Origin of the sequence: Ochrobactrum sp. MYb379, assembly GCF_037479515.1 — a bacterium.
Classification (GTDB): Bacteria; Pseudomonadota; Alphaproteobacteria; order Rhizobiales; family Rhizobiaceae; genus Brucella.
The window spans coordinates 24055-45439 of record NZ_JBBGYW010000005.1 but is presented as its reverse complement, the minus strand read 5'-3'; the positions used below and the strand labels follow the sequence as shown (position 1 = coordinate 45439).

Sequence of the window (21385 nt, the reverse complement as noted above, 5' to 3'; positions counted from 1 at the left end):
CAACAGCAAGACGGTTAATCAGGCAGTAACCAGTATTTCACGGGCAATATCATCCCAATGCGCAAAAACCCGTTCCGCACCCTTGGATGATAAGCGTTCAGCATGACCCTCATATGTATGTCCGCCGCCAGTATAGCCAAAAGCGGTCATGCCAGCCGCAATCGCACCCTCAACGCCAAAAGGCGAATCTTCGATCACCACGCAGCGCGCAGGATCGACACCCATCTTATCGGCAGCAAAGAGGAACAAATCTGGCGCAGGCTTGCCGCGCTTGACCATGCTGGATGAATAAACCGCATCACCAAAATATTGGCTGATTCCAGTCTTCTCGAGACTGAACGCAATACGCTCTGGCTGCGATGACGACGCCACACAACGCTTGTTGGGCAACACCTTCAGGAAATCTGCAATACCAGTTGCTGGCTGCAAATGCTCTGCAAACAAGACTTTTGTTTCAGGCCAAAACTGGCTTAGAGCCTCGTCTGGCAGATGATGGCCAGTCAGGTCGGCTATCATCGCCAGAATATCTGCCTGCTTCATGCCGATGCCTTTGGCAACAGTCCCTTCCGGCAGCATCATGCCGTAATTGGCATAAACCTGCTCAAAAGCGCGGCAGGAAAGCGGTTCGCTATCGACGAGAACACCGTCGCAATCGAAGATAACAAGGTCGAAGGGGGATGCGTTGCTCATGAGAACTCCGGTAGAATGCGTATTTTGTCGCGACAATTTAAGATGCGCACTTTTCAGTGTTGATATAGAGACTGTTCGTCAATTGCGCATCAATAACTATAGAAGCATGAAAAAATTATCGCGGAGACTCTCATGACAACGAATGTGGCACTGGTTGGACTGGCGCGGGACTTACAAATGCGCGCTCAAACAGGCAAACCAATCCGCATCGGTCTTATCGGCGCTGGCGAAATGGGAACAGACATCGTCACACAAGTGGCGCGTATGCCCGGCATTGAAGTCGGCGCTCTTTCCGCCCGTCGTCTGCCAAACACATTCAAAGCTGTTCGCACCGCCTATGGCGACGATGACAATGCGCACGAAGCTAACACCGAAAGCGCCATGACGAGCGCTATCGAAAGCGGAAAGATCGCAGTCACCAATGATAATGATCTAATCCTCTCCAATCCGCTGATCGACGTCATTATCGATGCCACCGGCGTTCCGGAAGTGGGTGCAGAAACCGGTATCAAGGCTATCGAGCATGGCAAGCATCTTGTGATGATGAATGTCGAGGCCGATGTCACCATCGGGCCTTACCTCAAGGCACAGGCCGACAAGCAAGGCGTCATCTATTCGCTGGGTGCAGGCGACGAGCCTTCCTCCTGCATGGAGCTGATCGAGTTTGTCTCAGCGCTTGGCTACGAAGTGGTTTCGGCTGGAAAGGGCAAAAATAACCCGCTTAATTTCGATGCCATCCCTGATGACTATCAGGCAGAAGCCGACCGCCGGAACATGAATGTCCGTCTGCTGGTCGAATTCATCGATGGCTCTAAAACCATGGTCGAAATGGCCGCGATTGCTAATGCGACTGGACTTGTTCCAGACATTGCCGGCATGCACGGCCCTCGCGCAAGCGTCGATCAGTTGAGCAGCACACTCATCCCGCAAGCCGATGGCGGCGTTCTGAGTAAAAGCGGTGTGGTTGATTATTCCATCGGCAAAGGCGTCTCGCCCGGCGTGTTCGTTGTGGCCAAAATGGACCACCCTCGCCTAAATGAGCGACTGGAAGATCTGAAGATCGGCAAAGGTCCCTATTTTACCTTCCACCGTCCTTACCACCTCACTTCGCTGGAAGTGCCGCTCACGGTTGCCCGCGCCGTTCTGCACGGCAAAGCCGATATGGTGCCGCTGCCAAAGCCAGTTGCAGAAGTCTGCGCTGTCGCCAAGAAAGATATGCAGCCCGGCGAAAAACTCGATGCAATTGGACAATATTGCTATCGTTCTTGGATCATGACGACACCAGAAGCACGCACCGCCCAGGCTATTCCTTGCGGCTTGCTGCAAAACGGCACCGTCACTGCACCAATCAAAAAGGGTGAACTCATCACCTATGCCAACGCAGCACCACAGCCCGGCTCAAAGATTGCTGAGCTGCGTGCGTTGCAGGACAAGATGATCTACGGCTGATCGAAATTTACCAGCGCAAATAAAAACGGCGGCTTCGAGCCGCCGTTTTTGTTTCTTGCCAGAACGTCCCGGCCTTATGAGATTCGGGGAAATGGCGTGCCGAAAATGGTGGGGTTCGAGAACCGGAGCGGAGTGTACTTAAGGTACATGAGCACCGGAAGCGTAGAACCACGCCATTTGCAGGCCGCCAGAACCCGAATCTCAAAGGCCTAGTGGTCGAGAGCCTTAACGATATTTTCAACCATCTTCTTCGCGTCGGCAAAGAGCATCATGGTGTTGTCACGGAAGAACAGCTCGTTTTCCACGCCAGCATAGCCTGAACCCATGCCGCGCTTGATGAAGAGTACCGTACCCGCCTTGTCGACATCCAGAATCGGCATACCAAAGATCGGCGATTGTGGGTCGGTCTTCGCTGCCGGATTGGTCACGTCATTCGCGCCAATCACAAAGGCAACATCAGCCGTCGCAAATTCCGAATTGATGTCTTCAAGCTCGAACACTTCATCATAAGGCACGTTGGCTTCGGCCAAGAGCACGTTCATATGGCCCGGCATACGACCGGCAACAGGGTGGATTGCATATTTCACTTCCACGCCTTCGGCTTTCAACTTGTCGGCCATTTCACGCAGCGCGTGCTGTGCCTGTGCCACCGCCATACCGTAACCCGGCACGATGATGACCTTCGATGCATTCTTCATAATGAAGGCCGCATCGTCCGCCGAACCCTGCTTAACCGGGCGCTGTTCGACTTCGCCGCTAGCGGCGGCAGAAGTGTCACCGCCGAAGCCACCGAGAATAACCGAGATGAACGAGCGGTTCATGCCCTTACACATGATATAGGACAGGATCGCACCGGACGAGCCAACCAGCGCACCGGTAATAATCAGCGCCAAATTGCCAAGCGTGAAGCCAATGCCTGCTGCAGCCCAACCCGAATAGGAGTTAAGCATCGACACGACAACCGGCATATCCGCGCCGCCAATCGGGATAATGATCAGCACACCAAACACCAGCGCCAGAATGACAATAAGCCAGAACACGAAATGGCTTTCGGTGTTGGTTAGAACGGCAATCAGAATCACGATTGCAGCAGCAAGTCCCGCATTGATAACATGGCGTCCCGGCAGCATGATTGGTCTGCCCGACATGCGGCCATCAAGCTTCAAAAATGCGATAATCGAACCAGTGAAGGTGATTGCACCAATGGCTACACCGATCGACATTTCAATCAGCGCCTGACCGTGGATCTGACCCACTTCGCCAATACCGAAAGAATGTGGTGAGTAAATCGCGGCAGCGGCAACAAGAACCGCAGCAAGACCGATCAGCGAGTGAAACGCTGCCACAAGCTGCGGCATTGCCGTCATGGCAATGCGGCGTGCGATAACTGCACCAATACCGCCACCAATGGCGATACCAAGAATGATCAGCACCAAACCACCGAAGCTTGGACGTGCCAGCAACAGTGTGGTGATGATAGCGATACCCATGCCAACCATACCATAGGTGTTACCCTGACGGCTGGTGGTTGGGTGAGAAAGGCCGCGTAGTGCCATGATGAACAGGACGCCGGAGACCAGGTAGAGGAAGGCTGCGAGATTGACACTCATGATGGCTCAGCCCTCACTTTTCTTTTTTCTTGTACATGGCAAGCATGCGCTGGGTGACGAGGAAGCCGCCGAAAATATTCACACTTGCTAGGATAAGCGCGATGAAGCCGAAGCCCGTAGCCCAACCAGAAAGCGAAAGGCCAACCGCGAGAAGTGCGCCAACCACGATCACCGATGAAATGGCGTTGGTAACGGCCATCAGCGGCGTATGCAGTGCAGGGGTCACCTGCCAGACAACGTAATAGCCGACGAAAATCGACAGAACGAAAATCGCAAGGCGGAAGACAAACGGATCAACCACACCACCACTTGCACTATGCACAGCAAGCGCTGCGGCATCGCCATAACCGCCTGCATTTTCTGCCGCCTGCCTGACGGCATCTGCCGCCTGATTGAGGCTCTCAAGAGCTTTTTCGAGTGCTGTATCGGACATTATGCCTCTCCTCCGTCAGCGGAAGTTTTTGCAGGCTTAGCGGGAGTTTTACGGACCGCCTTACGAACGGGCTCTTCAGCCTCACCTTCGATAACAGCTGCTTTTGCCTTTGGCGCCGCTTTTGGCTTTGCTGCCTTTTCAACTGCCGCCACCGGTGCAGTTTCCACTTCAGCCTTGGCAAAAGCGGGATGCACGACTTTACCCGCGTGAGTTAGAAGAGTTGCCTTTACCAGCTCTTCTTCTGGGTCAAATCGGAAAAGCTTGGCTTCTTTATCGACCAGCGTTTCGAGGAATGCATAAAGGTTGCGCGCATAAAGCTGCGAAGCTGTCGCTGCAATACGTCCTGGCACATTGAGATGCCCGACGATCTTCACACCATTCACCTCCGCAACCTCACCGGCCACAGCGCCTTCAACATTGCCGCCGCGTTCAACGGCCAGATCAATCAGCACCGAACCCGGACGCATGGCCGCAACCATTTCCTTCGTCACAAGACGCGGAGCCGGACGACCCGGAATAAGCGCCGTGGTGATGACAATATCCTGCTTGGCAATATGGTCAGCAACGAGTGCCGCCTGTTTCGCCTGATATTCCTTCGACATTTCCTTGGCGTAGCCACCGGAAGTTTCAGCCGCCTTGAACTCTTCATCCTCGACTGCAATGAACTTTGCGCCAAGTGACGCCACTTGTTCTTTTGCAGCAGGGCGAACGTCGGTCGCAGTCACAACGGCTCCCAAACGGCGTGCGGTCGCAATCGCCTGAAGACCCGCAACGCCTGCCCCCATGACAAACACACGTGCGGCAGGAACAGTGCCCGCCGCCGTCATCATCATTGGCATCGCGCGATCATAGGTTTCTGACGCATCAATCACTGCCTGATAACCCGCCAGATTGGCCTGCGATGAGAGAACATCCATCACCTGCGCGCGGGTAATGCGCGGCATGAATTCCATTGTGAAAGCGGAGATGCCAGCTTTGCCCAATGCCGCAACAGCATCTTCATGACCATAAGGATCAAGCATCGCGAAAAGCGCTGCCCCCGATCTATACCCTTTGAGTTCCGCATCGTTCGGACGGCGCACCTTCAGGATAACGTCTGCCGCTTTGGCATCCGCCGTAGTCCCTATGCGTGCACCAGCAGTGGCAAACTCGGTATCGATGATACGCGATTTTTCGCCTGCACCTTTTTCCACCACGACATCAAAACCAAGCGCGATGAATTTCTTCACCGTCTCGGCAGATGCCGCAACGCGGGTCTCAACGGGATCACTCTCTTTCGGAATGAATATAGTCTGGGCCAACTGGTTTCCCTTTCGTGGCTTGAGACGCACCGATCTAATTGGCATCGGACCGGCGCTACAAGTATTAATTTTTTCGCGTATCTTTTCCGAAAACCGCTTCACACTTTTCGGGATACGCTCTGATCCGACCTCGCAGCCGGGCAAAGTTCGAGCTTCCGGGAAGAAGCCCTCAAAATCTTGAAACAGACGACATGCATAAAGCCCCGGTAAAGCGCGTATTGCACCCATACCAAGGCATTCGATCAAATCATGCGGATGATTGCTGTTTTAAATCCCTAGAGCAGGAACCATGCAGCGGCGCAGATCAGAACAAACAGAACGGTCGCGGAGAAGAAACCTCCCGCAAAAAAACCGAACGCCATGGCAGCCAGAAGTGCGACAACCGCTACGGTGCCCCATTTAAACATGCCCATGAAACCAGCATAAGTTTTATCATGCTCGGTATAATCCATTGGCGCGCCAATTTCAGCTGGGGCCGTATTATGATGTTCTGCCATTTTTAGTTCCACCCATTGAGATATTTTGTCGAAGTCTAGACAGAATATCTACAATCTTCAATGCACTACATCACGGTCGAAGGCCATTTAAAGAAACGGCTTCCTCGGTGGCTGTCGTCATCCCTCGTTCCGCATCAAACGGCTCCGCGATCCAAATAGCTTCTATTTTTATAAATTGCTAGATTTAATTCTTTAAAGAAACTTTCAAAATGAATTTAATAATAAAAAGAAATTATCATAAATAAATTTGAGATGGATGCCTTATCAGACACCCAGCCCAGTATATTTAGCAGTTGGCATAATTGTTAGCGGCCCAACACCATTGGTAAGGCTGCTAAACATGGCGCGACGTTCATGCGGTTGCGATTTGAAAAATGGGAAACGCACGGCAACGGCGTCGCGAATATTGCGAATGGGCGCAGCACCTAACCCGACCCTGATACCATAGCCTTCGTGCTCGCGCGCTTCAGCCATAACGGTCGTACCAAAAATGCGCTTGTAAAACGCCATATGCTCGGGTTTCACCGATGCAAGGCATTGATCTGCTTCAAAATATTCAGAAGCCATCGCCGCGATGCGCAGCGTGACATAGGGGATTGCCGGATATTCGCTCAACAATTCCGGGTCTGCAGCAAAGCGTGTCGGATCGACAAAGCTCATACCGCTATTGAGCAACGGATCGAGAATATCGGGGAAAAGAGCATAACTCGTGCCGCGACGATGATCGGGCGTGATGTGATGAATACGCAGCGTGCTCACAAGCTGCCCATCGATGTGAATGCCAAACACGAAAGCGTGGCTATCGCGGTCAATATCATCGACAATTGATGGCACTGCCGCTTCATGCATTACATTCGCAGTTCGATAGGACCGATAGCGCAGACGTCCAATCTCTTCGAGATCTTCCGCATGAACAACGCGACGATATTCCACCCGATCCAGAAACTGCAATAGCTGCCGCGCGAAATTAGATAGTGGCGGTGGCCCGCCAGAGACAGCTTCATTACTCATTCAAATTGCATCCGCACCCCGTCAAATCACTGCGCAGAATAAGGTGCTTTATAAGCGTGTAAAGGTGAAAGATTGAGTTTTTATCACTTGTCGATGACATAAACTCTCATTGGCCCTATCAAGCCTTTCATCTAGCATAACCGGCAGTTGTATAAATGAGAAATGGCCGCACAAGCGGCCATCCCAAATAGCAATTCGATCACTAATCCAACTCGTTGGCCAGCGACTGAAACATGTGGATTGTTTCATCCTTCACCGCAGCGCCATCGACGTTGTAATTTGCATAGGCTGAGGTTTTCACAATCACCACATGCTTGAGCGGATTGACATAGATAAACTGGCCATAAATGCCAACACCGACGAAATCCCCCTGTGGCTCGGTTGGTATCCACCACTGATAACCGTAACCATAAGCAGCTTTTCCGTCAGACGTTAATCTACCCGGCATCAGATGGGGAGCATCCGGGGTGACTGAATCATGCACCCACTGGGCTGACACAATTTGCTCACCACGATAATTCCGCCCCTCGTTCATATAAACCAGACCGAAACGCGCAAAATCACGAAGAACAGCATTTAAACCACCTGCTGCAACGACTTCCCCCGTTGAATCAGTCAGCCAGTAGGCATCTGCTTCGGCTCCGAGTTTCGACCAAAGCCGATCTTCAAAATATTTCTGAAGAGGAACGCCTGTGGCACCTTCGAGAACCATCCCAAGCACCTGCGTATCCGCCGAGACATATTGATTGACTGTTCCTTGCGGACGTTCATTTTTAAGATGCGCGGTGAAGTCAATCACCGAGCCCGTCAATATCTGAATAATGTATCTGACGATATCGGAATTCAAATCACCATAGTTTTCGTTAAATCCAATGCCTGATGACATCTGGAGCACGTTTTTTACCGTAACGCCTTTATAACCACCCTGCGCGAGCACGGGAGCATATTGATCAACAGTTTCATCGAGTTTGATTTTGCCATCAGCAACGGCATTCCCAATCAAAAACGAAACAAAAGACTTTGACAGAGACATCGCAATCGATTGCGTGGCTTGAGTATTGCCGCGGGCATACTCCTCATGAATGATGTTACCGTCTTTGAGAACGATAAAACCAGTAGTGCCTGTCCTCTTGAGGAACGCATTAAGATCGCGCGCTTCACCCTTATAATTATAGGTTGCAGGCAAAGGCTTATCGATGACTGGCAACGTACTTACATCAGCCGGATGCGCCACCTGAACTGAACTATACTTCTTATAAAGATTGCGAAAATTAGCGTCGATCACATCGGGCTTAAACGTCTGCGCATACTGATATACTGCCCAATATTCGTGGATTTTTTTCCAGAAAATCGCAGCTCCGCCAGCGGCCAGAACAATTATGAGAATCAACATATATAATAAATATCGAAAATAACGCCTCATGTTCCCACTCTTATAAATAAAAAGAATAACGAGTACCTATCAGATTCAGACGTGTTCAAAAAATGACACTCTTATATCATCATTCTTCTATGGTTGCTGAAAGTCACTATATATAGCGGGGAGAATTTTTTAAAAAATTGGAAAAAGTAATAGGACAGAGGGTTTGCAAAGATATTTTGTAAGCTCGAACCGCCCTAGGCCACACGACCCGTGTCGTGATGGACGATAGCCTTCGCAGTCGATGAACGGATTTCATCCGCTGGCATTGGTTTGCCCATGAGATAGCCCTGCACCAGATCGGCACCGGCAGCAACACGGATCAACGCCAGTTGCTCCTCCGTTTCCACACCTTCTACGGTAACGGCTAGGCCCAACTCATGCGAGAGCTGCGTCACGCCGCGTAACAGCATGAGAGAGCGGCGATCCGTCGTAATGTCCTGCACAAAGGAACGATCTACCTTAACCTTTGTCAGAGGCAGGCTGTTGAGATAGCTGAGGCTGGAATATCCCGTTCCAAAATCATCAAGCGCGATATTAATACCCGCATTTTTAAGACGCTGCAAAACAAGCGAAGTCTGGTTCCGGTCGGCAATAATCGCGCTTTCGGTTACTTCCACTTCCAACTGCCGCGCAGGAAGCCTCGATTTTTGCAAGGCATTCGCGATAACCCGGGTAATATCGCTATTTTTCAGATCGATTGCAGACAGATTGACTGAAACCCCAACGCGATCACCCCACAACATGCAATCCTGACATGCCTGATCAAGCATAAAACTCGTTATCTGCGAAATAATTCCAATTTCTTCAGCAAGAGGAATAAACTCAGCAGGAGAGATCGGACCAAGTTCTGCATGATTCCAACGTGCGAGCGCTTCATAAGCAACCACGCGCAATGATTGCGCACTGACTATCGGCTGATAAACGACCTTAATCTCACCATTCGCAATCGCTTGTCTCAGATCAGCTTTTAACTTCTGACGTCCGCGATATTTGGTGTCCATCGCACCAACAAACAGCGCCCACTGTCTGCCCTCTTCGCTCTTTGCTTCATAAAGCGCGAGGTCAGCGTTCATATGCATGCTGGCAATATCACATTTTTCAACGCTTTCAGTGGCAATACCCGCGCTGATTTCGATGTGAACCTGATCGCCCTCCAGATCGTAAGTACCGCTTGTAATGGAAACAATATGCTCCATCACCGGATCAACTTCATCTTCACTGTTCAGGTCAAAAACAAAAACGACGAATTCATCGCCACCGAAGCGGGACGCGACATAGCGCTGCGGATCAAGCGAGTTTAAGCGATCAGCAAAAAGCCTGAGAAACATATCTCCAACGTGATGTCCGAGCGTATCGTTTACATGCTTGAAATGGTTGATATCGATAACGATCAACGCGGCCAGCGTGTCTTTATCTTTGTGTGCCAGCAGCGATCGGACCATCGTTTCAAAATAGTTTCGATTAGGAAGTCCGGTTAATCCGTCAAAGCGCGCCATATGCTGAATGCGCACTTCCGATTCAACCCGCAGCGTCACATCTTCAAACATCAGCACAACGCCGGCATTTGATGTCTGATTTGAAACGCACTCAATATAGCGGCTATCAGCAAGTTGAAAAATATCGCGCGACTTACGACCTGCTAGAAGGTCGTGCATACGCAGACTGATATTTTTAAGATCGTTATGCGGAAATAATCCCTGGCGAAAACAGTAACGCAGCAAAACCTCTAGCTTACGTCCCCGTAGCTTCGTGTGCTCCGCAATTTTCAGCAGTGCCTTGGTTTTATGATTGATAACAGCGATACGCTGCTGAGCATCAAACATAAGCAAGCCTTGCGGCATATTGTTAAGAGCAGCATCAAAACGGCTGGCGACGACGGATAAGCGCCTCTTGCCCATGACTGCCGCAAACAGAAACTCGCGCAGTCCATTCGCCATCTGAATATTGGATAAAAAATACGGGATCAGCAGCAAACCAATCACAACGTGAAAGGGAGTCCCCGCAAGAATAAGGCCCGCAAGTACCGGCAGCAAAGTACATGCTGACATCAGTATCACAGCTTTCGCCGAAGCATAATTACGCCCAACAATTGATACCACAGAGGCAAGCAGGATCGTCAGGCTGGCAAGCTCTGCGAAGGAGTCTCGTAAAATATAGCTTGAAAAAAAGCACAACATACCGAGTGTTGCGCAAACCAGAGAAGCTCCAACCAAGTAGCGCGCTTCCCACTTGTCCAGATCTTCATGAGAAAGGTTGCCAAGCTTTGCCTGGTCAAATTTGTGCATGTCATAAAGGCGACCGATGGCGACAATTGTAAAAAAACCAGCAAAACCGAGAAAACGCCAGTCCGCTGTTTTTACATAAATTACAACACACGCCACAACATGGGCGAGCAAGCCAAACCATAACGTTGTTCGATTGCCATAAAGCGATCGCAAAAAAGATAGCCGCACATCGGTGGGCATATCAGGTTGAAGGCTTCGCCACATCTGTTTAATCGTACCCCTTTCATAAGGGCTACTATGCCACTAATCACTTAAAAATACCTTTCGCAGAACTAAACCACAAGCTGTCATCGTAACAATCAGCAGCTGTATTCTGTTATCCATATAGATAAATACAGCGCTTAGGCACTTAAGCAGTAATACAACTCTGAGGATTTATTTCTGCTTGTTCAGACTATTCAAAAAAGTCAGCATATTCTAACAGAAGAAGCATTTTATTTTTAGCGACGCCGATGCTTATCGCTAGAATCTCTCGAATCCTTAGTTACAAGCCCTAATTTTGCGAAACTTTCAGACGAAGAAAAATACTGAGCAGTTATTGGGCGCCATTCGCTCCATGAGAAAAAACCACCCTTGATTGTATCAGTCAACTTCACACACACCAGCACACCCCACATGCAATCCGTAAAAATTGCTCGATAGATTTTTTAGACCACTCCTACGCACTAAGTAGGGTTTGACGTTTTTTTGCACGTCCGATCCATTCTCCAACAAATTGCCCATTGATTCGCAGATTGCGCAGCGCTCCTCGGCGCATTAAATATGGCGAAATCAGAAGCCTCCGCTGGAATCCAATCACCCATGTCGCAAAAGAATCGCCCGCTCATCGCCGTCCCCACCGATGTAAAGCCGTTTGAAAACTACGTATGGCACTCGGCTCCTGAACAATATCTTGCGGCAGCAATTGATGTTGCAGAAGTCACCCCGCTTCTCGTGCCAAGCTTCGGTGACAAAATGGATATTGAGGCCATTCTAGATGGCGTGGATGGCCTGCTGGTGACTGGCTCGAAATCCAACGTCAATCCAGAGCTTTATGGCGTCGAGCAAAGTGCGGCTTTCGAGCCATATGATAATGCGCGCGATGCAACATCACTCCCGCTCATCCGTGCCGCAATTGAAAAAGGCGTGCCGGTTCTGGCTATCTGCCGGGGCATACAGGAATTAAACGTGGCTCTGGGTGGCACGCTGGCGACTGAAATTCAGGAGCTCGAAGGTCGGATGGATCACCGTGCGCCAGAAGCCGCCAGTCAGGAAGAGCGCTTTGCTATCCAGCATCCAATCAAAATCGCACCCGACTCATGCCTTGCCGAAATTCTCAAATCCGATAGCGTGAAGGTCAACTCGGTTCACCGTCAGGCAATCGACAAGCTTGCCCCAGTTCTCGCCGTTGAAGCAACCGCAGAGGACGGCACGATTGAAGCCGTCTCCGTCAAGAATGCAAAGGGCTTTGTCGTTGGCGTTCAGTGGCACCCGGAATATTGGGTTCAGACGGATGCACCATCACGCAAGATTTTCGAGGCTTTCGGTGAAGCTGTGCGTGCGCACAAGGCACAGCGCACATCATAAAGCGCATTCCGAAAAGTATGAAACAGTTTTCGGATAAGGTACGCGTTAAAATAGGAGTCTGGAGCGCCGATCTGATCCAATCAGATCGGCGCTCTATATTATCAGGCTTTCTTCAGATTAGCCGTTTCCGACACGGGCGTCAGTGCTTCGCCCTTGTCGAACCATGAAATCAGATTGTCGATCACAAGATCGGCCATGCCCTCACGGGTCTTTTCCGAAGCTGAGCCGATATGCGGCAGCAAGACCGTGTTTGGCGCATCAAGAAGCGCCTGCGGCACGTTCGGTTCATTGGCGAAAACATCAAGACCCGCAGCGGCAATCGTGCCGTTCTTTAAAGCCTCTGCAAGTGCCGCTTCATCCACGACTGAACCGCGGCCAATATTGATGAGAACGCCTTCCGAACCAAGTGCCCTCAAAACTTCCGCATTGACCGCTTTTTCAGTTTCAGCACCACCGGGGGCTACGAGAATTAGCGTATCAACTGCGTTTGCCAGTTCAAGCAGGCTTGGATAATAGGCATAGCTAACATCATCAGACTTGCGGCGGTTGTGATAGGAAATCGGCAAGCCAAATGCCTCAACGCGATAGGCAACAGCTTTACCAATACGGCCGAGGCCGAAAATACCCACCTTACGGCCACGCAGCGAGAGTTTTGAGAGCGGATAGCGGCCCTGCTTGACCCACTCGCCAGAACGCAGAAATTCCTGCGACTTTGACAATTCGCGAACCGTATCGATCAGCAGACCAATGGTCGTATCAGCCACTTCATCGTTCAGCACATCAGGCGTATTCGTGACCATGACGCTCTTGGTGGCCGCATGTTTTGCATCAACCGCATCATAACCAACGCCGAAATTGCCGATAATTTCAAGATTTGGCAGCGCATCAATCAAGCCTGCATTTACCGTCGACATGCTGGCAATACCTGTGACATCCCCGGCCCAGCTCGCTTCAACCAGCGCCGCATCGCCCTTGGGAATGCGTTTGACCTTAAATTCACCCGACAGCCGCTGCACGGCATATTCGTTAAAATTACCGAGCACCAGAATGGTCGCTTCACGTTGGGTCATGCCAGCTTCCTTATGTTCATGCAAAAATAAAGCGAGCCAGGCAAATGGCTCGCTTATTGAAGAAAAGTTCAGAGGTTTTTGGGTTTGGATGTAGATTGCCGAATGTGTAGTTCCGGCTTGATCAGTTCCTGATCATGCGAAACCTCCACACCATTTAATTGATCAAGAAGCGCGCGAGCCGCACGGCGACCCACCTCCCGCTGACCGTTCCAGACAGTCGTCAATGCAGGCGTCGCAATCGCTGCTTCTTCCAGATCGTCATAACCAGTCACGGAAATATCTTCGCCCGGCACAAGACCAGCGCGCGCGATACCATTCATCAAACCAATGGCAGAAAGATCGTTCCAGCAAACGGCTGCTGTGGGCTTATCTTTAAGTGCCAAAAACTGTGGCGCAACTTCAAAGCCGGCCTGTTTGGTACGCGGTCCAGCAATGCGCCATTCCGGCTTCACTTCCAGTCCGGCCTTCTGCATCGCCTGCAAATAGCCCTGATAACGATCCCGACCTGTCGAGGTTTGGTCGGTACCACCGATCATCGCGATGCGCGTGTGACCAAGTGAAATCAGATGATTGGTGGCAAGGCCAATGCCATAAGCATCGTCGCCACGGAAAACCGGCGCATGAACGCCATCCACATCACGCGCAATCAGCACAACCGGCAGACCATTGTCTTCCGCCAGCTGAATATCTTCCGGCGGTGTGCCAATGGCTGGCGACATAATCACACCATCTGCGCCAAGCTGCAAAAGCGTATCCATAAAGGTGCGCTGCTTTTCCAACTGGTCATAATGGTTGGACAAAATGAAGGTCTGGCGCGAGCGATCCAGTTCGGTTTCAATCGAGCGCAGAATTTCGGCAAAGAACGGGTTCATGATGTCATGAACCACGACACCCACAATGCCGGAACGCGAAGTACGTAGGCTCGCAGCGCGACGGTTATAAATATAACCAATCGCGCGGGCATGCTCTTTGATTTTCTCACGGGTTTGGTCGGCGACAAGCGGGCTGTCGCGCAATGCCAGCGAAACGGTGGCCGTCGAAACACCAAGCGCATCTGCGATGGTCGATAGCTTGATTTTCTGAGCCAAGTCGCCTCCCCGAAATGATCTTGCATCAATCACAACGGGAATCGCTTCAGATCATTTCAAAGAGAGAAGCGGCCATCCCATTTCAATTGGTTATGCCATTGCAATCAATGAATTGAAAGTTTTTTCAGCGCGGCTTTATAGCCTTACACTCATTCCACATCGTCCTCATCAACAACTTCCTTGTCCAACTCCTCGGACAGGCGCACAGAACCACGTGCTTGCAGGTTGTTTTCCATACGGCCAAGCATCTTGAGAAACGCTTTGCGCTCTTTCTTATCAAGACCTTTGAGCATGTCTTTTTCGGTCTTGCGAATGGACTTCTCAATGATCTTAATCGCCTCAATACCCTGCGGCGTAAGAAACACATGCGACTGTCGCTGATCGGTCTCTGACGCGCGCTTGACGACAAAACCCTGGCTTTGCAGTCGTGTGATGGTTTTTGTAATGGTCGGCGGACGCACGCCAAGCCGTTGCGCCAGAACACCCGGCGGCAGACCATCTTCAGCGGCCAGTTGCAGCATCACTGCATCCTGACCGGCATAAAGCCCCAATTCGAGAAGACGTGTGGCAAGCACTGTCCGTGTGAGCCGTGCTACCGATTGCATCCGGTAGAGCATCACTGCCTTGTTGTCCTTGCTCATCGCCACCTCACCCTTGGTCATCCGACTAATAAAGTGCAATCTATAGTAAGATATTGTCTGACATATGAAGCCGCAAGCACCTGCAACATGTTAAGGTAAATATTGCGGCTGCAAAGTAACTTTGCCGCAGCAAATAAAATTTCGCGGCTAACATTGCACGTCTTTGGCACATGCGAAACGCAAATGTCGGAATCTGACCAATGGTTGCTGTTTTAATCGATCAACATTAGGCTCATGCCCGATAGTTTAAGAATATTCAGCACGGAGAAAAACATGACCGACCTGCGCGACCAGAACAGCGACATGATTGTCGTCCTGCCACTTGGCGCTCACGAACAGCATGGCCCTCACCTGCCCTTTGAAACGGATACAATCATTGCTGAAGGCATTGTCGCGCGTGTCAACGAAGCACTGCCTTCTAACTTGAACGTCAATTTCCTGCCAGCCCAGCCAGTTGGCTACTCCATTGAACATATGGATGTAGAAGGCACGCAAAGCCTTGCTTTTTCGGAAGCCGTCAATCAATGGATCGGTATGGGCGAAAATCTCCATGCAGGCGGCATCCGTAAGCTCGTGATGCTCAATGCACATGGCGGCAATTCACCACTGATGACCATTGTTGCAACAGAGCTGCGCACCCGCCTCGATATGCTGGCTGTGGCGACAAGCTGGACACGCTTCGGACTGCCCGAAGGACTAATTACGCCAGAAGATAAAGCGCTCGATATTCATGGCGGCTTCATTGAAACATCAGTGATGCTGGCACTACGGCCTGATCTGGTCGATATGTCAAAGGCTCAAAATTTCCCAAGCAAACAATCTGACTTCGTAAAAGAGTTCAAACATTTGCGCGCCTATGGCCCGCATGCTTTTGGCTGGAAAATGCACGATCTCAACTCGCAAGGCGTTGCCGGTAACGCCAGCGCCGCGACCGCCGAAGCTGGCGAAAAAATCCTAGCCCATGCTGTTGCGGGCTTCATTGAACTTCTGCAAGATGTGGATCAGTTTGAACTTGCACGCTTTACGCCGGAAGTGTTGGCAAGAACGTGATTGGAGTGGATGTTATAATATAGCGTTGCATATAGCATTCCCGGATACCTTCCCTTATATGAAATACCCGATCTGAAGCCTTACAGGAGCGCATCTGCGCGACCATCAAAAGGCAGCAACGCAAGAGGCATGAACAATGAGCCAGGCTGAAGCCCAAACTGAGGACAAGTTGACCACAGAAGCAGCCCGCATTCCCGTTACCGTTCTGACCGGATATCTGGGCTCGGGTAAAACCACGCTTCTCAACCGCATTCTTACCGAAAATCACGGCAAGCGTTATGCGGTTATCGTCAACGAATTTGGTGAGATCGGCATAGATAACGATCTGATCGTCGAGTCGGACGAAGAAATCTACGAAATGAACAATGGCTGCATTTGCTGCACCGTGCGCGGCGATTTGATTCGCGTTGTGCAGGGCCTGATGCGCCGCCCGGGCCGTTTTGATGCGATTATCGTCGAAACCACCGGCCTTGCCGATCCAGTTCCGGTTGCGCAGACTTTCTTCATGGATGACGATGTGCGCGCAAAGACGGTACTTGATGCCGTTGTTGCCCTTGTCGATGCCAAGCACCTTCCGCTGCGCCTGAAAGACAGCCGCGAAGCCGAAGACCAAATCGCATTTGCTGACGTGGTACTGATCAACAAGACCGATCTTGTTACACCGGAAGAACTGGCAGCTGTTGAAGCCACTGTCCGCGCGATCAATCCACATGCAGTCATGCATCGCACTGAACGCTCAGCCATTCCGCTTGATCGCGTACTTGATCGCGGCGCCTTTGACTTGAAGCGCGCGCTCGAAAACGATCCGCACTTCCTTGATCATGATCACCCCGATCACGTTTGTGGCCCTGATTGTGATCACGACCATGGACATGATCATCACCATCATCATGGGCACGATCATCATCATGGGCACGATCATCATCACCACCACGATCATGACCATACCTGCGGCCCGGACTGTAATCATGATCATGGGCATGACCACGGCCATGATCACAAACACGATCACCATCATCATGACCATGCATCGCCGATCCACGATGTGACTGTAACTTCGGTTTCGCTTCGTTTGGGTGAAGTTGACCCGGCAAAGTTCTTCCCATGGATTCAGAATATCACCCAGACACAGGGCCCGAATATTCTGCGTCTTAAAGGTATCATTGCATTTAAGGACGACCCGGACCGTTACGTGGTTCAGGGCGTGCACATGATCATCGAAGGTGATCATCAGCGCGCATGGAAACCAGAAGAAAAGCATGAAAGCCGTCTGGTCTTCATCGGACGTGAGCTGGATGCGGCTGAACTCAAAGCTGGCTTTGAGAACTGCCAAGCCTAGTAAGATTAGCAAAGTAAAATTGGACACTGATGCCTACAGTTGCCCCACTCGACCTTGACGGTCATTGCCTTTACGCCCGTTTTATAAACGGCGTTCCCTTCTTTGCTCTGGCCGATGGAACGATCCATCGGCTGGACAATGGCCACCAGAACAGCACGGCGCATGACGGACTACTCAGTGCAACACTGTCCTTTGACGGCAAATCACTGCTCACCGGCGGCGAAGATGGCCGCGTCTGCCAAACCTCCTCCGATGGTACGGTAACGGAGCTTGCCAAAGTTCCGCGCAAATGGATGACGGCAATTGCGAGCGGCCCAAGCGGCACTGTTGCTTTCGCTTCAAGCCGCTCGGCATGGGTGCGTACATCCAATGGCAAAGTGCAGGAATACCCGCAGGAACGCAGCGTCGAAGGCATTGCTTTCGCGCCGAAAGGCCAACGTCTGGCAATTGCCCGCTATAATGGCGCAACGCTGATCTGGACAGGCACCGAAGCAAAGCCTGTGGAGCTTGAATGGAAAGGCGCACATATCGGTGCGATCTTCTCCCCCGATGGCCGTTTCCTGATCACATCGATGCAGGAAAACGCGCTGCATGGCTGGCGATTGGAAGACAGCAAGCACATGCGTATGACCGGCTATCCAGCGAAGGTTAAAGATTGGTCGTGGAGCGTAAAGGCCAAATGGCTTGCCACTTCGGGCGCACCGGCTGCAATTGTCTGGCCCTTTGCTGGTAAAGATGGCCCGATGGGCAAGGCACCGCTGGAACTGGGGCTTCGTGGCGACAGCATGGTGACATCCGTCGCCTGCCACCCAGTCGAAGATATCACCGCCATTGGTTATAATGACGGCATGGTGCTTCTGGTACGCTTTGAAGATCAGAAGGAAGTTCTTCTGCGCCGCCCCGGGAAGAGTGCAATCACCAGCATGGGCTGGGATGATCAAGGCACACGTCTCGCATTCGGCTCTGAAACGGGCGACTGTGGCGTCATCGATATGACAACCACCTGATCAGCATAGTCAAACAAAAGGCCCCGATCGGGGCCTTTTTTATTACTTCGCTTTCATCGTGACCGTTGGTCCACCGTCTGGACCAAGGGAAGCCACCCATTGGCTGATAGCGGAGGCATCTTTGTCACCAAGCATATGATTGGCGTCAATCGTCCGCGCATCAACCTTCGCGCCACCGGCACGCAACAGCGCCGAGAGAGCCGGTGCGAATGGCGAGTACAGCTTGTCTTCTTCACCCGTAATCGTCAGAACGCGTGTCTTGCCAAGATTGGCAACCGACACATTATCCAGAACCGGCATGGAGCGCATCAGCACGGCACGCTTCACCAAGTCCGGGTGAAGCATCATGGTTGCTGCTAGCAAATTTGCGCCATTCGAATAGCCAACAAATGTCGCATGTGGCAAATCAAGATCTTTCTCGTCAGCAAGCCGTGTGAGAAATGTCACAAACGCATTGGCTTCGAGCTTCACATCTTTCTGGTCAAATTTGACGGGCGTGATGCGCTTATACCAGCGTGTGCCACCATCCTGCATCACGCGTCCACGGACACCCAGAAGTGTCGCGCGCGGCCAGATTTTTGATGCCATGGGAACGAGGCTGGCTTCGTTACCGCCCGAACCATGTAACAGAACAATCACTTCATTGGAGGCATTTTCAGGCTTATAAAAACGATAGATGAACCGCTTGCTGCGCGAGAAATTCTGTTCCGGCGTCGTTTCAACATCCATTTTCTTGTCACGCATTGTTACGCCCTCACCCAGCCGGGGAGTGCCAGTTTCATCTTTCATAGAGGCGGAGATGCCGTTTAACGCCATGCCCTGCGACTTGCTCACGACCTTAACAGGCATGAGTTCACCCTCTGCGAAAGCAGTGCTTGTTGTTGCTGCGAGCGCCATCATTATGGCGGCTATAAACGTCTTCTTTACCATAAGCTCAACTTGCCACTTATATGTTAACGAAGGTTTTAAGGCAGCCCCCCGGATCCGATTAAGACCCGTGCCAATTCGGTTTACGCGGTGCTCTTAACAACAGAGATTTAGCAAGAATGTGACGAAAACACGGAAAATTACAATCTGTCACATTACTGTTACACTTATTTTGCCTATCAACATCACGTGAGGCATAATTGGGTAGCAAAAAAATCATTCTTTTGACGTGTTTAGAGCGAAAACTGCCCTAACTATAAAAAATTATTCTGGCGGAGAAAATTTCGATATGAGCAGCTTCAAGCCTGGCCGTTTTTCATCTGCCCGCCTCAATTCAGGCGATGTGACGCCTAAAAGCCTTTATCTGCATCGACGTGAATTTCTGATTGGCGCGGGTGCGATTGCTGCGACAGGCTTTGCCTCCGGCGCTTTTGCTGACCCACTGAAAGCAGCCGCATCGGCCTATAAGGTTGATGAGAAACTGACACCAAAGGAGTCGGTGACCACTTATAATAATTTCTATGAGTTCGGCACCGATAAGAGCGATCCTGCCGCCAATTCAGGAAAATTCAAACCATTGCCATGGCGCTTGAAAGTCGATGGGCTAGTCAAACAGCCAAAAGAATTCGACATGCAAGAGCTGATTGCCAAAATGCCGCTCGAAGAACGCATCTATCGTATGCGGTGCGTCGAAGCATGGTCGATGGTTATTCCATGGATAGGCTTTCCGCTGGCAAGCCTGCTTTCGCAAGTCGAACCGCTCGGCTCTGCCAAATACATCGCTTTCACAGGCGTTGTGCGTCCTGAAGAAATGCCCGGCCAGAAGGGATTGTTCCAAGCCCTGAACTGGCCTTATGTCGAAGGCTTGCGCCTTGATGAGGCCATGCATCCGCTAACACTTCTGTCAGTCGGGCTTTATGGTGAGACATTACCAAACGCGAATGGCGCACCTATCCGCCTTGTCGTGCCATGGAAATATGGTTTCAAAGGCATCAAATCGATTACCAAGATCAGCTTCGTGGAAAAGCAACCTCCAACATCATGGCAAGAACAAGCCGCCAATGAATACGGCTTCTATGCCAATGTGAACCCCGACGTTGATCATCCGCGCTGGTCGCAGGCAACCGAACGCAGAATTGGCGAAGGCAGCTTCTTTAGCGCCAGCCGCCGCCCGACTTTGCCGTTCAATGGTTATGGGGATGAAGTCGCTTCGCTCTATGCGGGCATGGATTTGCGGAAAAACTACTGACATGGTCGCAAAATCCCGCTCAGCGCGTATCAACGATCTGAAAATTTGGTGCCTCTATATTGTGGGCCTGATTCCCGCTGTCTGGACTTTTTATCTTGCCGCAACCGATAAGCTCGGTGCAGACCCGATCAAAAGCTTCGAGCATACGCTTGGCCTATGGGCGCTGCGGTTTCTGATTCTGACCTTATTGGTCACGCCGATCCGAGACGTCACAGGCGTCAGTCTGCTGCGTTATCGCCGCGCACTTGGCCTTTTAGCCTTCTATTATGTGCTGATGCATTTCACCGTCTATATGGTGTTGGATCAGGCGTTGAATATTTCATCTGTCATTGCCGACATTGTGAAACGACCTTTCATTACCATCGGCATGATCAGCCTCGTGCTTCTGGTGCCTCTGGCGCTCACATCAAACAACTGGTCAATCCGTAAACTGGGGAAACGCTGGATAACCCTGCACAAGCTAATCTATGTGGCGATTGCCGGTGGTGCGATTCACTTTCTGATGTCAGTCAAAAGCTGGCCTGCCGAACCGGTTATTTACGCCGGAATTGTCACAATGCTTTTGCTGTGGCGCGTGGCGCGCCCATATTTTAAAAAAGGCAAACAAACAAAGCGCCCACGAGAGGCCGCGCTAATATTAAGGAAATAAGTTGCAGCAGCTTTGTTTCAATAAACTCTAATCTATCAGATAAATCGGCTTTCCCGCTGGATAGGCGATGACAATGAAATGCAAATCATGCCAGTATCGC

Annotated in this window: 19 protein-coding genes; 7 read left to right on the top strand and 12 right to left on the bottom strand. The window is 51.1% G+C overall.

Annotated features, from left to right (window positions below):
• Positions 1-18: 18 nt before the first annotated feature.
• Positions 19-690, bottom strand: a complete 672-nt coding sequence (locus WH356_RS12545) for an HAD family hydrolase (RefSeq protein ID WP_339511281.1) — start codon at positions 688-690, stop codon at positions 19-21.
• Positions 691-822: 132 nt separating this feature from the next.
• Between WH356_RS12545 and WH356_RS12540 the strand changes: the two genes are divergently transcribed.
• Complete coding sequence (locus tag WH356_RS12540) at positions 823-2139, top strand: 1-deoxy-D-ribulose 5-phosphate reductoisomerase (protein WP_339511279.1); 1317 nt, start codon at positions 823-825, stop codon at positions 2137-2139.
• Positions 2140-2348: 209 nt separating this feature from the next.
• On the opposite strand, the gene WH356_RS12535 is transcribed toward WH356_RS12540, so the two are convergent.
• The 7 genes from WH356_RS12535 to WH356_RS12505 form a co-directional block, all read right to left on the bottom strand.
• Positions 2349-3749 (bottom strand): NAD(P)(+) transhydrogenase (Re/Si-specific) subunit beta, encoded by a 1401-nt coding sequence (locus WH356_RS12535; RefSeq protein ID WP_339511277.1) that lies wholly within the window; start codon positions 3747-3749, stop codon positions 2349-2351.
• A 13-nt stretch (positions 3750-3762) separates the two neighbouring features.
• Entirely contained in the window at positions 3763-4182 is a 420-nt protein-coding gene (locus WH356_RS12530; RefSeq protein WP_250038642.1) for an NAD(P) transhydrogenase subunit alpha, read from the bottom strand.
• Positions 4182-5483, bottom strand: coding sequence for a Re/Si-specific NAD(P)(+) transhydrogenase subunit alpha (locus WH356_RS12525; RefSeq protein WP_339511274.1), 1302 nt, complete (start codon positions 5481-5483; stop codon positions 4182-4184). Before WH356_RS12525 ends, WH356_RS12530 begins: the two co-directional genes overlap by 1 nt.
• Positions 5484-5758: 275 nt before the next feature.
• Positions 5759-5980 carry an aa3-type cytochrome c oxidase subunit IV gene (locus tag WH356_RS12520; protein ID WP_339511272.1) on the bottom strand — a complete coding sequence of 74 codons (222 nt, stop codon included), beginning with the start codon at positions 5978-5980 and terminating at the stop codon, positions 5759-5761.
• Positions 5981-6244: 264 nt separating this feature from the next.
• On the bottom strand, positions 6245-6991 hold the full coding sequence (locus WH356_RS12515; protein ID WP_339511270.1) for an N-acyl amino acid synthase FeeM domain-containing protein: 747 nt from the start codon (positions 6989-6991) through the stop codon (positions 6245-6247).
• 202 nt (positions 6992-7193) lie between these two features.
• Positions 7194-8414, bottom strand: a complete 1221-nt coding sequence (locus tag WH356_RS12510; RefSeq protein WP_339511268.1) for a serine hydrolase domain-containing protein — start codon at positions 8412-8414, stop codon at positions 7194-7196.
• A gap of 194 nt (positions 8415-8608) precedes the next feature.
• On the bottom strand, positions 8609-10903 hold the full coding sequence (locus WH356_RS12505; RefSeq protein WP_339511266.1) for a putative bifunctional diguanylate cyclase/phosphodiesterase: 2295 nt from the start codon (positions 10901-10903) through the stop codon (positions 8609-8611).
• 597 nt (positions 10904-11500) lie between these two features.
• On the opposite strand from WH356_RS12505, the gene WH356_RS12500 reads away from it, so the two are divergent.
• Positions 11501-12265 carry a gamma-glutamyl-gamma-aminobutyrate hydrolase family protein gene (locus WH356_RS12500; protein ID WP_339511264.1) on the top strand — a complete coding sequence of 255 codons (765 nt, stop codon included), beginning with the start codon at positions 11501-11503 and terminating at the stop codon, positions 12263-12265.
• A 101-nt stretch (positions 12266-12366) separates the two neighbouring features.
• Here WH356_RS12500 and WH356_RS12495 read toward each other — a convergent pair whose 3' ends face one another.
• From WH356_RS12495 to WH356_RS12485, 3 genes are all read right to left on the bottom strand, one after another.
• The gene (locus WH356_RS12495; protein ID WP_339511262.1) at positions 12367-13335 is read right to left on the bottom strand and encodes a 2-hydroxyacid dehydrogenase; all 969 of its coding nucleotides are present in this window, start codon (positions 13333-13335) and stop codon (positions 12367-12369) included.
• A gap of 68 nt (positions 13336-13403) precedes the next feature.
• Positions 13404-14423 (bottom strand): LacI family DNA-binding transcriptional regulator, encoded by a 1020-nt coding sequence (locus WH356_RS12490; protein ID WP_250038635.1) that lies wholly within the window; start codon positions 14421-14423, stop codon positions 13404-13406.
• Positions 14424-14572: 149 nt separating this feature from the next.
• Positions 14573-15064 carry a MarR family winged helix-turn-helix transcriptional regulator gene (locus WH356_RS12485; RefSeq protein ID WP_339511259.1) on the bottom strand — a complete coding sequence of 164 codons (492 nt, stop codon included), beginning with the start codon at positions 15062-15064 and terminating at the stop codon, positions 14573-14575.
• Between the two features lie 273 nt (positions 15065-15337).
• Here WH356_RS12485 and WH356_RS12480 point away from each other — a divergent pair, with 273 nt between their 5' ends.
• The 3 genes from WH356_RS12480 to WH356_RS12470 all read left to right on the top strand — a co-directional run bounded on the left by WH356_RS12480 (position 15338) and on the right by WH356_RS12470 (position 18460).
• Positions 15338-16114 (top strand): creatininase family protein, encoded by a 777-nt coding sequence (locus tag WH356_RS12480; protein WP_339511257.1) that lies wholly within the window; start codon positions 15338-15340, stop codon positions 16112-16114.
• 136 nt (positions 16115-16250) lie between these two features.
• Complete coding sequence (locus WH356_RS12475; protein WP_339511255.1) at positions 16251-17453, top strand: CobW family GTP-binding protein; 1203 nt, start codon at positions 16251-16253, stop codon at positions 17451-17453.
• Between the two features lie 29 nt (positions 17454-17482).
• A complete protein-coding gene (locus WH356_RS12470) occupies positions 17483-18460 on the top strand; it encodes a WD40 repeat domain-containing protein (RefSeq protein WP_339511253.1) in 978 nt (325 codons plus the stop codon).
• A gap of 42 nt (positions 18461-18502) precedes the next feature.
• Here WH356_RS12470 and WH356_RS12465 read toward each other — a convergent pair whose 3' ends face one another.
• A complete protein-coding gene (locus tag WH356_RS12465; protein WP_339511760.1) occupies positions 18503-19360 on the bottom strand; it encodes an alpha/beta hydrolase in 858 nt (285 codons plus the stop codon).
• 316 nt (positions 19361-19676) lie between these two features.
• On the opposite strand from WH356_RS12465, the gene msrP reads away from it, so the two are divergent.
• Together msrP and msrQ are read left to right on the top strand one after the other, a co-directional pair.
• Entirely contained in the window at positions 19677-20636 is a 960-nt protein-coding gene (gene msrP, locus WH356_RS12460; protein WP_339511251.1) for a protein-methionine-sulfoxide reductase catalytic subunit MsrP, read from the top strand.
• Between the two features lies 1 nt (position 20637).
• The gene (msrQ, locus tag WH356_RS12455) at positions 20638-21285 is read left to right on the top strand and encodes a protein-methionine-sulfoxide reductase heme-binding subunit MsrQ (RefSeq protein WP_339511249.1); all 648 of its coding nucleotides are present in this window, start codon (positions 20638-20640) and stop codon (positions 21283-21285) included.
• Positions 21286-21385: the final 100 nt, after the last annotated feature.